Source organism: Mucilaginibacter sp. P19, from assembly GCF_050632265.1.
GTDB classification, from domain to species: Bacteria; Bacteroidota; Bacteroidia; order Sphingobacteriales; family Sphingobacteriaceae; genus Mucilaginibacter; species Mucilaginibacter gossypii.
Genome location: NZ_CP192586.1, coordinates 4095798 through 4109520, shown reverse-complemented (window position 1 = coordinate 4109520; position 13723 = coordinate 4095798). Strand labels below are relative to the sequence as shown.

General features: G+C 41.9%; 12 protein-coding genes and 1 pseudogene. 3 read left to right on the top strand and 10 right to left on the bottom strand.

From position 1 onward, the window contains the following. Positions 1-173 precede the first annotated feature (173 nt). Both ACQ86K_RS19865 and ACQ86K_RS19860 read right to left on the bottom strand, forming a co-directional pair. Positions 174-2084, bottom strand: a complete 1911-nt coding sequence (locus ACQ86K_RS19865) for a DUF3857 domain-containing protein (protein WP_091162393.1) — start codon at positions 2082-2084, stop codon at positions 174-176. Then, positions 2084-4057: a DUF3857 domain-containing protein gene (locus ACQ86K_RS19860; RefSeq protein WP_091162395.1), complete on the bottom strand. Its 1974-nt coding sequence runs from the start codon at positions 4055-4057 to the stop codon at positions 2084-2086. The genes ACQ86K_RS19865 and ACQ86K_RS19860 overlap by 1 nt, the downstream gene beginning before the upstream one ends. A gap of 125 nt (positions 4058-4182) precedes the next feature. Between ACQ86K_RS19860 and ACQ86K_RS19855 the strand changes: the two genes are divergently transcribed. Further along, on the top strand, positions 4183-5208 hold the full coding sequence (locus tag ACQ86K_RS19855; protein ID WP_091162396.1) for a 3'-5' exonuclease: 1026 nt from the start codon (positions 4183-4185) through the stop codon (positions 5206-5208). A 147-nt stretch (positions 5209-5355) separates the two neighbouring features. Here ACQ86K_RS19855 and queG read toward each other — a convergent pair whose 3' ends face one another. Next, on the bottom strand, positions 5356-6294 hold the full coding sequence (gene queG, locus ACQ86K_RS19850; protein WP_091162398.1) for a tRNA epoxyqueuosine(34) reductase QueG: 939 nt from the start codon (positions 6292-6294) through the stop codon (positions 5356-5358). Between the two features lie 178 nt (positions 6295-6472). Here queG and ACQ86K_RS19845 point away from each other — a divergent pair, with 178 nt between their 5' ends. Both ACQ86K_RS19845 and ACQ86K_RS19840 read left to right on the top strand, forming a co-directional pair. Then, positions 6473-6841 (top strand): STAS/SEC14 domain-containing protein, encoded by a 369-nt coding sequence (locus ACQ86K_RS19845; RefSeq protein WP_218134327.1) that lies wholly within the window; start codon positions 6473-6475, stop codon positions 6839-6841. Positions 6842-6850: 9 nt separating this feature from the next. Next, the gene (locus ACQ86K_RS19840) at positions 6851-7039 is read left to right on the top strand and encodes a hypothetical protein (protein WP_091162402.1); all 189 of its coding nucleotides are present in this window, start codon (positions 6851-6853) and stop codon (positions 7037-7039) included. Positions 7040-7165: 126 nt separating this feature from the next. Here ACQ86K_RS19840 and ACQ86K_RS19835 read toward each other — a convergent pair whose 3' ends face one another. The 7 genes and pseudogenes from ACQ86K_RS19835 to ACQ86K_RS19805 all read right to left on the bottom strand — a co-directional run bounded on the left by ACQ86K_RS19835 (position 7166) and on the right by ACQ86K_RS19805 (position 13719). Beyond that, complete coding sequence (locus ACQ86K_RS19835) at positions 7166-8053, bottom strand: polysaccharide deacetylase family protein (protein WP_091162403.1); 888 nt, start codon at positions 8051-8053, stop codon at positions 7166-7168. A 115-nt stretch (positions 8054-8168) separates the two neighbouring features. After that, on the bottom strand, positions 8169-8633 hold the full coding sequence (locus ACQ86K_RS19830) for a hypothetical protein (protein WP_431198613.1): 465 nt from the start codon (positions 8631-8633) through the stop codon (positions 8169-8171). A 53-nt stretch (positions 8634-8686) separates the two neighbouring features. After that, a complete protein-coding gene (locus ACQ86K_RS19825; RefSeq protein ID WP_431198612.1) occupies positions 8687-9046 on the bottom strand; it encodes a hypothetical protein in 360 nt (119 codons plus the stop codon). Positions 9047-9063: 17 nt separating this feature from the next. Beyond that, complete coding sequence (locus ACQ86K_RS19820) at positions 9064-10260, bottom strand: Gfo/Idh/MocA family protein (RefSeq protein WP_091162406.1); 1197 nt, start codon at positions 10258-10260, stop codon at positions 9064-9066. Positions 10261-10286: 26 nt separating this feature from the next. Continuing rightward, positions 10287-11309, bottom strand: a pseudogene (ruvB, locus tag ACQ86K_RS19815) (Holliday junction branch migration DNA helicase RuvB). A 202-nt stretch (positions 11310-11511) separates the two neighbouring features. Next, entirely contained in the window at positions 11512-12243 is a 732-nt protein-coding gene (locus ACQ86K_RS19810; RefSeq protein ID WP_091162408.1) for a polyprenol monophosphomannose synthase, read from the bottom strand. A 117-nt stretch (positions 12244-12360) separates the two neighbouring features. Then, entirely contained in the window at positions 12361-13719 is a 1359-nt protein-coding gene (locus ACQ86K_RS19805; protein ID WP_431198611.1) for an MFS transporter, read from the bottom strand. Between the last annotated feature and the right edge of the window lie 4 nt (positions 13720-13723).

The window sequence follows — 13723 nt, the reverse complement described above, 5'->3', positions numbered from 1 at the left end:
ATGTAATTCGTTAAAATTTGAGCCAATTTGTGCAGTAATTTTCAATAATTTTGCACCATCATGGCCGACAAAAAAAGATTACTCATTCTGGACTAAGTACAAGCGGTTCGCAGGCACCGAGATCATGCTTTATGTGATCATGGTGCTTGGTATTATCCTCGGTATCGTGATATTTAGTTACCTTTAACTAAGGTAACGTTATCATTATCTACATCCGCAATTGACTGGTAAAAATCAACAAGGTCCTGATAGGTGTCTTTACTATATGTACCATCTATGATCTGTAGCTTGCGACTGTATACCAGCTTATCCCCATTTACAGTTGCACTTGATTCAAACTTTCCGAAAGGTTTTTCGATACTTACTTTTTTAGGGCGCATATCAACCTTGTATCCTGCGGGTAGGGTATAAGTGATCTCATCCTCATCGGTATATCCACGGTTAATGTAAACATCGTTATGTCGGTTACGGACCTCACGTAACGGCGAACTTACACGGTTGGCCGGGTTGGCCAGAAAAATTATTTTTCCGTCAGATACCGAGCCATAGTCTGTAGCCGAAATTTTTAACGTTTCGGTGGTGTATGGTTGTTCAACTTTAAACTGCTTCAGATCTGCACTTTCAATATCAAGGTTATTAATGGGATAAATCTTCTTCAGATCTTTGATCTGTTCTGTTTTCGATTCATAGATCACATGATCACGATCTTCATAATTAGTGCCCTTGAAATTGGTAACCATTGTGCCTGACAGGTTACCGTTGGCACTTAATGTAAAATTGGCTTTGCGTTGTTCAAGATTAGCCTGGGCCGTGTATTTTGGCGTATGCATTAATTTGCCACCTTGCGGTGTACAGGCCAGCACAATACGGTCATCAGTGAAATCGCCTAAAAAGCCAAACGGTATGTTCTGACTGGTACATTCTAAAAAGGTGGTATCATTTTTAAAAGGCAGGCACAAAATAACATGATTGCCCTGGTCCATGCTTGCAAAGTCGGGCTGAAAGTTTACTTTGGATGGTCCTGCTTCCACTACGCAGTAGTATGAATCAATGTTGATAGCCTTTAATAAGGCCTGCGTGTAGTTAACCAGGGCTTTGCAATCACCATAATTTTGAGCATCAACATCTGATGCCAGGAAGGGTTGATAACCGCCTATCCCTACTTGTATACTAATGTAATGCGTTTTGCTTTGCATGTATTCATAAACCTTGCGCGCTTTGGCTTTAGGGTCGGTTATTGAACTTGTAAGCTCTTTTACTTTCGCCACTGTTTGAGGCGAAAGCTGCTGGCGGCCTGCGTTAAGCTTGTCATATTGCCATTGCCCAAGTTCTTTCCAGTTGGTAAATGAGCCACTGATACCACGGTAAATGAATTTTTCGGGCGCTATTTCCAGCCTGGGCATTATTGATCGGTAAACAGGGCTGTAAGGTTCATGCTTTAAAGCTTTCAGGTTGCTAATTTGCCAGTTGTATGTTTGTAGCCCAAGCTTATTGGTGCCAATTGTTACCTTAACAGGTAAATTGGTTTGTTTGTATTTGATTTTAAAATCGGGCTTGCAGATAAATGTATACGAGCTTTTTTCAACTGCTATACCATCCGAAGGAATAGGTTGCCAGCTCTCAAGGTCAAGTGATTGTTTTGACTTTACATCATACTCATAACTTACGGTGTAAGGATAATCATTTACCCTGGGTTGATAATGTTTTATCTTTAGGTCGGTAAAAAGTGAAAAGCCATCGTGATTGCTGTCATCATCAAAGTCGCTTTCTGAAAATTTACCTGTGGGCTTGCCCCATTGGTTGTAAATCATTCCTTTTATATCCTTAATATAACGACTTTTGTCATGCCATATCGCTATATCAACGTCATCGTCACCATTTTTATTGAGTACGGTTATTACTTGTTTTACGTGACAAAGTGTGTTATCTAAGTCTTTAACCTCAACAGTAACTTCCTCATTACGCACTATTGAGCTGGCATAAGGCAAAAGGTCTTTTGAAATGAGCGATACGTCGTAGTTTTCCTGTGCTTTTACACAGGTTACCGCCAAAAAGATAAAAAGGGTAGTTAAAAATGCTTTCATTATTTTTTCTTGAAGATCATATCTCCTTTTTCCGTTAGAATGATCTTATTAAACAGCTCCTTAAGATAAGGGTATTCGGCCGAATCATAAACCGACTTGTTAAACTGGGTAATGTTTGAAAAGGTAAAACTGTTATTGTCCTGGCTCTCAAACGTGGTAGCAAACATGCCGCCTTTGTTTGGTAATGAAAACGCTACTATCTGGGGCGGGGTTTCAATGATATATTGCGCAGGCAGGTGCATCACCAAAACAAGCCTCTTGTCTGAGGCAAAGGCCCAGTCAACAGGATAATCACGTTCGGCAAGTTTGAACGGGTTGGTGGTGCGTTTTTCCCAAAAATAAGGGTTAAATGCAAGCTTATCATGATTGGTATTATCAAATGCATCTATCTCCACTTCAAAGGTTTCACGTAGCGGGTTGTCAAGACTGTCGAGATTTGCTATGTCTGACTTAAGTACTTTTAATTTAGGTTGTTTCTCGTCAAAATCTTCAACATATTCATCAACAGTATTAAACTTTTTAATGACTTTGCGTTTTTCGTAAGCGTCGTAACCTTTGTAGTAATTGGTTATTGTACCTTTTAGCTTTCCATTATCAAGCAGTGTAAGATCGAACATCCGTGTGGTGGCCGCTTTTTGCTGAGTGCTTAACTCTATCCAGTATGATGGTTTATTAAGGCTAATCACCCTTCCCTTATCGTTTATACATTTAAGAGGGAGTAAACCGAAGGACAATAACGGATCGGTAGCATCGAGCAGGTAGGTTTGATCGCCAATAGTTAACCTGGCTATAACGTAGTTAAAGTCGCTAAGTACCGGGTAAAGGTTATTCACCATTCCATGGTCGCGGGTTGAAAGCAATACGGCATCGGCGTTAAGGCCAGCAGCGCTTAGCGCGGTAATAAGTGTCAGATTAATATCGGCGATACTGCCGGTGTGAGTATCAAGGGCTTTCTTAATACCTTCGTTACTTTCTATACCGATATAATCGTTCCATTTTAACTGTTTTTGTACCCAATTGTAGATGGTTTCAGCTTTATCCAGATCATCCGTTTTACCCGCAATAACAGGGGCTATGCGTTCTTTAAGCAAGCTGGTCCGTTTTAACTGGGAGCCAAATCCGTCTGATATTTTTAACTGGCGGTCAACGTCACTCCATTCCTTGCTTATAACACTTTTAACATTGGTATAAGGATTTGTCCATTCAACCAGTTCGAAAAATATAGCTGACAGGAAATTTTTACGCGCCGTCATATAATCTTCTTCAACAAAGGCCGGGATATCTTTCATGGCATAAGTAATGTGCGAGCAATCGGCTTTGGAGCCTCCGGATGAGAAGCATTCGCGTTCAACTTCCGAAGTGCTTTTAGTGAGTTTCAGTGCTCCGCGTAATGACGCGTTAAAGTTCCAAAAGCCTGGGATATGTACTTCATATTGAGAGTATACTTTAGGAACATCATCCTGGAAATTCCATCCATGAAATAAATCCCAATACGGAGATACAACTTCGTATTTATATTCAATGACACAGCCGGGGCGTAAGGCAGGTAATACAAATTTTACTGTGCTGCCATACTTATAATCTTTTACGGTATAAACTTTTTTGGTGTCCAGTTCGACCTGTTGAATTATGCCGTTATCATCCTTGTAATAAGTTGTTCCGCTAATGTTTTGAACTTCTTCAAAACTATTATCGCCGTTATGGATGGGAATTGCGATAGTACCTTTGTTAAGGCCTTCTTTACTGAAGATCTTTATTTTGGTATGATAGGTAAATACCATCCTGATATGGTCACTGACTTCATCAATTCTGGTTTTGCCAAATTCGTTAAAAAAAACGGCATTTGCCTGCGGATCTTTATCATATTTGGCCATTTCAATCTCCTGGTCGGTGATTCCGGTTTCAAAATCCTGTGCGGCAGCTTTGAGTGATAAGCTGATAAAAATCAAAAGAATAAGAGTGATTTTGTTCATACAAATTGTGATAATTAGGGATAATCAAATTAAATAATAAATTGGTATATTAAATAAATTAAAAAATTTATTCTGCTGATTAATTTTAGGACATTTGCGACCTTTGCATCTCTGAACACTTACAAATGAAATTAAATTTAAAACGGCCCCTGGCTTTCTTTGATCTTGAAACAACAGGTACCAATATCGGTGCCGACCGTATAGTTGAAATATCTGTTATCAAGCTTAATCCTGATGGCAGCGAAGAAGTGAGAACGTGGCGTGTTCACCCGGGCATTCCTATCCCGCTCGAGTCGTCGCTGGTGCACGGCATCTACGATGAGCACATACAAAACGAAAAGCAATTTAAAGAGCTTGGCCAGGAAATAGCCGATTTTATTGGTGATAGCGATTTGGCCGGATACAATTCAAATAAGTTTGATATCCCCATGATTATGGAGGAATTTTTACGTTCCGGAGTGGATTTCAACCTGGATGCCCGCCATTTTGTTGATGTACAGAACATATTTCATCAAATGGAGCAACGCACGTTAAAGGCTGCCTACCAGTTTTATTGCAATAAAGTAATTGAAAACGCCCATTCGGCCGAAGCAGATACCCGCGCTACCATGGAAGTTTTGCTGGCGCAGATTGAGCGTTATGAAAATGTAGAGTGGGAGGATAAAAAAGGTAATAAAATAATCCCTGTTGTGGGCGATGTTGAAGCGCTGCACGCATTTACTAACCTGAGCAAACCGGTTGATTTTGCCGGTCGTATGGTTTATAATGAACAGGGCGAGGAGTTGATAAACTTTGGCAAACATAAAGGCAAACGTGTTGAAGACGTGTTGAACGCCGAGCCAAGTTATTACTCATGGATGATGCAGGGTGATTTTCCGCTTTATACTAAACGCAAACTCGAAGAAATTTACACCCGCTGGAACGCCAAAAAAGCAGCCGAACGCCAGGCCAACAAAGCTGCCCAGCCAAAACCGGCAGATCAACAGCCCGCTGCTTCTAAACCTGAGTACCAGAAAAAAGAGTATACCAAGCCCGATCATACCAAAAATCAGCAGTATCAAAACAAACCTTTTAAAAAGAAGGATGAGCCAGCCCAGCCGGTTAACGATGATATGCTGGCCCAGTTAGCGTTGAAGTTTAAAAAAGGATAATATTTTGAACCCTGATTTTAGGATTAAAGGATTTTAGGATTTTTTATTGAAACCCTTGCATAAATAATTGCAAGGGTTTTTTGTTGATATTATTTTGAAACCAGAAAAGGAAGGATACGTTAACCTTTAACCTTTAACCTTTAACCTTTAACCTTTAACCTTCAAAAAATCGATATTTCGTTTCAATCCACTAAATTTTGTGCGCTTAACGGCCGAATTTTTAAATACTTTTTGAAAAATATCCTGTGTAATGTCCTGCCAGTCGGCGGTTTTCAAGTGCAGTAAATCAGGGTGCGGAGTAAAGGCTGGTTCGGTATTTAGCACCGAGAAGCGGTTCCAGGGGCAAACATCCTGGCAAACGTCACAACCAAACATCCAGTTATCCATCTTACCTTTAAACTCCTGTGGAATTTCGTTTTTAAGTTCGATGGTTAAATAGGAGATACAACGGCTGCCATCAACTACGTACGGCCCTACAATAGCATCAGTAGGACAGGCGTCGATACAATTGGTGCAGGTGCCGCAATGATCGGCTGTGGGAGCTATATCGTACTCCAGTTCAAGGTCAATGATCAGTTCGGCCAGGAAAAAGAACGAGCCGGCTTTTTTGTTGAGCAGGTTGCTGTTTTTGCCAATCCAGCCCATTCCTGCTTTACGTGCCCATGCCTTATCAAGTACCGGTGCCGAATCAACAAACGCACGGCCGCCTACTTCACCAATTTTATCATTAATGATTTGCAGTAATAGCCTCAGCTTATCTTTAATCACCGTGTGGTAGTCAATTCCATAAGCGTATTTAGAGATTTTGGGCGATAACGGATCATCCTGCTGCTGATCGGTATAATAATTAATGCCTAATGATATAACCGATTTAGCCCCGTCAACCAACAAACGCGGGTCAAGGCGCTTATCGAAATGGTTTTCCATGTACGCCATTTCGCCATGCATGTTTTTATTGAGCCAGGATTCAAGACGCGGGGCTTCGTCTTCTAAAAAATCTGCTTTGGCAATACCACAAAACAAAAAGCCAAGTTTTTGTGCCTCGTTTTTAATGAGTTGACTGTATATGGCTTTGTTTTGCTGCATTTATGCAAAGATAGTATAAATTGAAATTGGTGCGCGAACGGTTATGCTCTTCAATAAGGTTTAATCAATCATGGTATACTTGTATAAGGAGATTATTCGTTATTATAGTTTACTCCGTTTTGCTATAAGTTTACTATTGGTGCAGTTTTTGTATCTGATAAAAAAAGGGATTTATAGCATGCTTGAGCATATTAAATACTTGCCTGCGCATGTGTTAGGAATGCATGCAGCCGGCCACGTTACTATTGGCGATTATGAAAAGGCCTTAAGACCATTGCTTGAGCAACAGGTAAAACAAACTGGGCGAATAAACTTTTTACTGGTGCTGGAAACTAATATAAAAAATTTTACAGCAGGTGCCTGGTGCGGCAATATCAGGCTGGGCCTTAAATATTTTACCCGGTGGAACAAAGTTGCTGTTGTAACCGATCAGGACGGTGTTCGGGAGTTCAGTCATTTGTTTAAATATATTTTACCGGGCAAGTTTGCGGGCTATAAGCTGGAAGAATTGCACGAAGCCGTAAAGTGGGTAACAGAAGTTAAATAAATAACCATTATGGAAACAATACATAAAACAGCAGCGATGAATAATGATGATTCAGATCTGCACAATGATGAGTTAGGTGAAAATACCGGCGATGATACGATTATTGCTGAAATACTTCATTTGAAACCCGGCGAGAAAGATATCAGCAAAATGCCCTCATCAAATATGGGACAAGGCCCGGCGGGTGAGGATTTGTGAGCCGTCCGTCTTCTAAAGGGAAGATACGGGTGATATTAAACAAGAACTGCCCGCTCTTTGAGCAGGCAGTTCTTGTTTAAATGTGTTGAGATTAATAATGCTATCCAACCACACCCTTTAGGGGGGCTAAAAGCTGTTCCTGATACTGTTGCTTAACGTTTTGGTGCTCCAGTATCCGCTATCTAAAATACGGCGCACAGTCATTAATGGATCGGCTTGATCACGTTTATCAGCTAATTGGAAAGCCATTTTAAAACCGCGTTTCCTAAGCTCAGGCAAAGCAGCTTTGTTCCAGATGCCAAATGGATAAGCAAAGTAGTCCATTTTTTTGCCGGTGATTTCTTCCAATGTTTTAGTTGGTTTTTCGATTTGGGTAACCCAGTCGTCCACCGGGCGATTGGTTATTTTACCATTTTTGCCAATGATCTTAAGGGTTGATGTATGTGAATAACGGTCAACACGGTGGTGGTCCCAGGTGTGGCTGGCAATAACGTTACCTTCGTCAGATAGTTGTTTTACCTGCTCTTTGGTCATGTAATGCGGACGGCCTAACGATACGGTCATCACAAAATAAACCGCTTTAAAACCATACTTTTTAAGGGTAGGATTGGCAATGGTGAACTGATCAAGGTCGGTATCATCAAACGTAAGCATGATAGGCTTTTTAGGCAGCGGCGCGCCCTTGGTAAGGTATGCATAAAGCTGATCGGGCAGTATGGTGTGGTAACCGCTGTCGGCCAGCATTTTGATGTGTTCTTTAAAAGCAGCAATTTGGACAATATAATCCTTGGCGTTTTTTGAATCGGTAGGCTTCCAGTCGCGAATTTGGTGGTAGCAGAGAATAGGGACTTGCTTGCGGGCTAAAATGGCAGCGGCATCACCTTGTGAAGCAGCATTGGCAGCCGGAACTTCAGCAACCGGGGTAGCAGTAGTTGATTTATCTGATGGCTTCGACTGGCATGAAACAGCGCCGAAAGCACAAAGGGCCAGCATGGCTAACGTTTGTTTTATCATATTATAGGTTGGTTTTATTCCTTAATTAACGGCAGCTAAAATAATAATTATATAACACGCAAGCCTTGCGATGTAAACAAAATTAATTAAGACTTTAAGTGTGATAACCGGATAATTATTCGCTTTTATTGATGATCTGCTTCAGGCCCGGCTCGCATGTAAGCAGGTGCCATCCGCCAAAAACTACAAACACTTTGTTATGGGTTTTAAGCAGATTGTCAATGGTGCGAAGCAGGCTTTGATCCCTGATCTCTTTGGAGGCTCTGCCAATTTCCTGAAATTTTCCTTTGGGGTCAAACGGATTGGTAGGTTCCAGCTCCTCGAGCTTAAAAGGGCGGTTAAGCAGTTTTTGATAGGCGGCTTCAAAATAATCCAGGGTTTGCTCAGCCGGAGAAAGCTTTACTCCACCTGTTTTCATGATATAGCCTTGTATAAATTTAGCATAATTTGCTTTAAATGTCGCGCTATCGGTAACAGGAGGCCGTTGGCCCCACATTAAACGTTCGGTAACTATATAAGCTAAAAATTCGCTGGTAGTGTATCTCTTCAATAGCTCTTTAAATTCAAGGCTATCGGTCATGTCGCCGTTAACGGTTATAATTTTAAGGCTATCTGCAAGGGTTTTGGTAAGCCCTATTTCACCATCTTTTTGAATGGCTTCTTTTTTGAGGCGAAAACCTTTTTTGAAACATCTCCTCCTTCGTTAACACATACATCAGGTCTGAATTCAAAAAATGCCTTTTCGATCCCCTTAAACATCGGATTTTCGGTGTCGTTGTTATCTGGCAAATGGTTAACGCCACAAAAAACAATCTCCTTTTTGTCGTTTTTAAACCTTAAGATGTAGGGATTGGCAGGCAAGTGCCCGGCAGCATCAAGTTTGATCTTTAAGTAACTAACCGTTGGGTAAACCTCAGCGGATGCTTTGTCTTTTTTGGTTCCGCAGCTTAACAAGGCCGAGGAAAATAACAGTAATAAAGTTATGTATTTCATCGGCCCTGTTGTGTTTGTTATAAAACTATACGCTTTCCTTCTTTTATTGACCGCTTGGCGGCATCCAGGATTTGCATAACAATCATATTGTATTTTAATGATGAACGGTCATCCGGGTGCCTGAGCGGATTTGCGAGGGCTGAAGTAAAATAGGCTACCGGCGCATCAGCTGGTGCTACCAGTGGGGCAGCTTTATAACCTCTTACACGGTTATTAACTTTTATTTCAACACTATCCTTATCGAAGGCATGGATATAACCCTTAGCACCGAAAATCTCCATATCCTTGATACTGAAAGGCCAGTTCCAGGAGGCTTCAATCTGCCCGGTGGCATTGGCGTATTCAACCAATATGGTGGCATCATCCTCAACCTTCGGATATACGGTTGGTTTATAATGCCTTGCGATGGCGGTTACTGCTATCGGGCGCTGGCCCTTCATTAGCCAGGTCATCAAATCAGCGCCATAGCAACCAAAATCATTCAGTGCGCCCGCACCATTTAATACAGGATCTGTTAACCAGCTCAAAAAATCTTCGCTGCAGCCAATTTCGCGTGGCCCCTGGTGCCCGTCATGTACCACCATTTTACGGATCAAACCTATGCTGTCCTGCTTAACGGTGTTATAAGCATCCTGGAACGATGGGTACCAGGTAGTTTCATAATTGGTTAATACTTTGACGTAGTATTTAAGGGCCAGAAACTCCATACGTTTAGCCTGCTCAAGGGTGGCGGCCAACGGTTTTTCAACCATTACAGAAATACCTAAGGGTGCGCAGGTCTCCACAATATCCACATGTTTGCCAACAGCGTTGTAACCCAACACAATAGCAGGCTTACGGGTGGTGCACATTTTCCTTAGGTCATCAAAAAACAGGGAATCGGGCAGGTTATATGCTTTGCCAAATTTTTCCCAAAGCTTTTTATCAGGTTCGGCAATGCCTACAATATTTACGTTCCCTTTTCGGTACTCACTTAATATGAGGTGGATATGGTCATGGTTTAAGCCCATAATACCTACTTTTAGTGTCGGTACGGGCTTGTGTATCACTGGTATGGTGTCTTTTTTTGCCTTGTTAACTGAATCGGCAGGTGCCGTAACCGAAGGGGCTGGTGCTGTACCCGGTGGCGGTGGTGTTGTTTGTGCCGATGCGATAGTTATGCAGCTTAAAAAGAGCGTAGTTGTAGTGAGCAGTTGTTTTAATTTGGTTTTCATGATTGGTGGCGATGTATACGTTTATCTCAAAATAAGGATGGATTTCCTCCCAGCTTTATCTTTCCTAAATGTTTGTAGGCAGCCTCAGTAGCTTCACGGCCGCGGGCCGTACGCATTAAAAAGCCTTCCTGTATTAAAAACGGTTCGTAAACTTCTTCAATTGTGCCCTCGTCTTCACCAACTGCTGTTGCAACGGTTTTTAAACCTACCGGACCGCCTTTAAACTTATCAATAATGGTAAGCAGGATCTTGTTGTCCATTCTCGTCCAGTCCGTGACTATCTACATTTAAAGCGTTCAATGCGTACTGGGCAATCTCCGTATCAATCTTGCCATTTCCTTTTATTTGGGCGAAATCACGTGTGCGGCGAAGTAATGCATTGGCAATACGGGGGTACCACGACTGCGGCGGGCGATTTCGTAAGCACCTTCATCAGTAATAGGTGTTTTAAGTATCGATGCCGAGCGTAGTACAATGGTGGTAAGCAGTTTGGCATCGTAATATTCCAGGCGCGAGTTGATGCCAAACCTGGCCCTTAGAGGCGCAGTAAGCAAGCCGGAACGGGTAGTTGCGCCTACCAGGGTGAATGGATTAAGCGAAATTTGTACCGAACGGGCATTGGGGCCGCTCTCCAACATAATATCTATCTTAAAATCCTCCATGGCCGAGTAAAGGTATTCTTCAACCAGCGGACTTAAGCGGTGAATTTCATCAATAAAAAGGATATCCCCGGTTTCAAGATTGGTAAGCAAACCAGCCAAATCGCCGGGTTTATCTAAAACAGGGCCTGAGGTGATCTTAATGCCTACACCCATTTCATTGGCGATAATGTGCGAAAGGGTAGTTTTACCTAAACCCGGAGGGCCATGCAGCAGCACGTGATCAAGCGCTTCACCGCGCTGACGGGCAGCTTGTACAAAGATCTTTAAATTGGCTAATATTTTATGCTGACCGGTAAAATCCTCAAATTGCTGCGGGCGTAATACTTTTTCAATATCACGTTCGGCCGGACTGAGACGTTCGCGTTCAGGGTCAAGATGCTCATTCATTGCCAACGAAATTAGTAATTTTTTAGGCTAAAGGTGAAAGGTTAAAGGTAAAAGGTTTGTTTCTTTTGAGGAAGCGAAAGGTTAAAGCTAAAAGGCGAAAGGTTTTTTTCAGTCGATAGATTAATTTGCTTTAAATACAAAAAGTTAAAGTTTTGTTATGTAACCTTTAACCTTTCGCCTTTACCCTTTCACCTTTAAAAAATCACCCCTCCGGATATTTCCTGAAGATGCTGTTGATCTTCATTTGGATCACGCCCAAAAATGCCTCGCGAAAAATTCGGGTTGACATTTTAGAGGTGCCAGCCGTGCGGTCGGTAAATATGATGGGTACTTCTACCAGCTTAAAACCGTGTTTAAGGGTAGTATATTTCATTTCGATCTGGAAGGCATAGCCAACAAATTTGATTTTATCCAGGCTCACGGTTTCAAGTACTTTACGCTTGTAGCACATGAAGCCGGCGGTAGCATCCTGCACCTTCATTCCGGTTATAAAACGAACGTATACCGAGGCAAAGTAGCTCATCAGCACCCGGCTCATGGGCCAGTTAACCACATTTACACCGGTTACATAACGGGAGCCTATTGCCGCGTCGGCACCGTCGATACAGGCTTGCCTTAGCTTTAACAAATCATCTGGGTTGTGTGAAAAATCGGCATCCATCTCAAAAATATAGTCGTAATGATGGGTTATGCACCATTTAAAACCATGTATATAAGCAGTGCCCAATCCCTGTTTCCCGGCTCGTTCTTCCATGAAAAGACGACCTTCATATTCGGCCTGCAGGCTTTTTACTATCTGTGGCGTGCCATCAGGCGATCCGTCGTCAATGATCAGGATATGAAAATCATGAGGCAAAGAGAATACCTTGCGGATCATCCGCTCGATGTTTTCCTTTTCATTATAGGTGGGTATGATTACGACGCTATCAGGCACTGAACGTTATTTTAGAAAATGAGTTAAATGTTTAAGCTGCGAAAATAATCAATTTATAGAGCATCAAAACAAAAAAACAGGAAAGCACATGCAGTCCTGTTTTTTCGAAGTCATATTTTATAGGTTATTCGTGTCGGCGATAACCTCGTTTTCTATATAAGGGTCGGTGATATAGTTTCTTTCTTTAAGGCGAGGCGCAACAAACATGAAGATGATGATAAACACTCCAATAAAACTTACGAAAAACCACTCATAGTTGGCGCCCGCAAGATTTTTGGCCCACCAGCCACCGTCTTCAATAAGTCCGTTAACAAGAGCTGTGATCAGGTTGCCAAATGAAACAACCAGGAACCAGATTCCCGACATGGTACTTTTCATGGATTTTGGAGAATGGGTATAAGCGTATTCCAGCCCGGTAATTGACACTAATACTTCTGCAGCTGAGAGTATTAAAAAGGCCAGCACCTGCCACCACATCGATGGTGAGCCACCATGATCAATACTAACATGTGTAAAACCGATAACTACAAACGATAATGCTGTTAAAACCAAACCGGCACCCAGCCTGCGCAAAGGTGTTGTTTTTAACCCGATCTTATCTAAATTGGGATAAATTACATAGTTAAACAGTGGTATGAATAACAAAAGGAAAATGGTATTAAATGTAGACATTGAACCTGGTTCTATCTGGAATGAGGTAAAACCAAGATTGATGTTTCGATCCATTTTTGCGGCATATAGCGTCCATTCTGAAAGGCACTGGTCCCAAACAGCCCAAAATGCCAATGCAAAAAAGAATACGGAAATCACACGGTATACTGCTTTAACTCCTTCAACCCGTTCCGGATCATAGCTTTCTTTGGCAATATCAAGTAATGATTGGCCTGGTTTCTTTTTACTTAAATGGGTAAGTGCATACCATGTAATAAACACCAGGTTATTTCGGTTTACGCCCTGCGGAGGCACTTTTACATATTTTTTGCGGCCCATAAAAAATATAACAGTTGCCAAACCCATTAATATCCCGGGAACACCAAAAGCCCATTTAGGGCCGTAATATTTGTAAATGGTAGGGATAGCAATCGTTGATAACATAGAGCCTGCATTGATGCTAAAGTAAAACCAGCCGTAAACTTTTGAGAGCAAATCCTGATTGCTGGCATCAAACTGGTCGCCTACGTTGGCCGAAACGCACGATTTGATACCACCCGCACCGATGGCGACAACAAGCATACCTATTTCAAAGCCACTAAGGCTTGTATCAAACATCGCCAGCAACAGGTGTCCAAAGCAATATACTACAGAAATATAAAGGATGAGCTTGTATTTGCCGGTAAACCAGTCGGCCACCATGCCGCCTACAAATGGTAAAGCGTAAGCCACCATAACAAATAAATGGTTCAGCTTATTGGCATGGGCATCAGCCTGTTGGGCTAACGCGGGATTACCTGCAGGGTTAAAGAATTGTTTTACCAAAAAA

Excerpts from the sequence above, each read along its gene's own strand:
- ACQ86K_RS19865 (WP_091162393.1), bottom strand. The coding sequence starts at position 2,084 with ATGAAAGCATTTTTAACTACCCTTTTTATCTTTTTGGCGGTAACCTGT.
- ACQ86K_RS19860 (WP_091162395.1), bottom strand. The coding sequence starts at position 4,057 with ATGAACAAAATCACTCTTATTCTTTTGATTTTTATCAGCTTATCACTC.
- ACQ86K_RS19855 (WP_091162396.1), top strand. The coding sequence starts at position 4,183 with ATGAAATTAAATTTAAAACGGCCCCTGGCTTTCTTTGATCTTGAAACA.
- queG (WP_091162398.1), bottom strand. The coding sequence starts at position 6,294 with ATGCAGCAAAACAAAGCCATATACAGTCAACTCATTAAAAACGAGGCA.
- ACQ86K_RS19845 (WP_218134327.1), top strand. The coding sequence starts at position 6,473 with ATGCTTGAGCATATTAAATACTTGCCTGCGCATGTGTTAGGAATGCAT.
- ACQ86K_RS19840 (WP_091162402.1), top strand. The coding sequence starts at position 6,851 with ATGGAAACAATACATAAAACAGCAGCGATGAATAATGATGATTCAGAT.
- ACQ86K_RS19835 (WP_091162403.1), bottom strand. The coding sequence starts at position 8,053 with ATGATAAAACAAACGTTAGCCATGCTGGCCCTTTGTGCTTTCGGCGCT.
- ACQ86K_RS19830 (WP_431198613.1), bottom strand. The coding sequence starts at position 8,633 with ATGACCGATAGCCTTGAATTTAAAGAGCTATTGAAGAGATACACTACC.
- ACQ86K_RS19825 (WP_431198612.1), bottom strand. The coding sequence starts at position 9,046 with ATGAAATACATAACTTTATTACTGTTATTTTCCTCGGCCTTGTTAAGC.
- ACQ86K_RS19820 (WP_091162406.1), bottom strand. The coding sequence starts at position 10,260 with ATGAAAACCAAATTAAAACAACTGCTCACTACAACTACGCTCTTTTTA.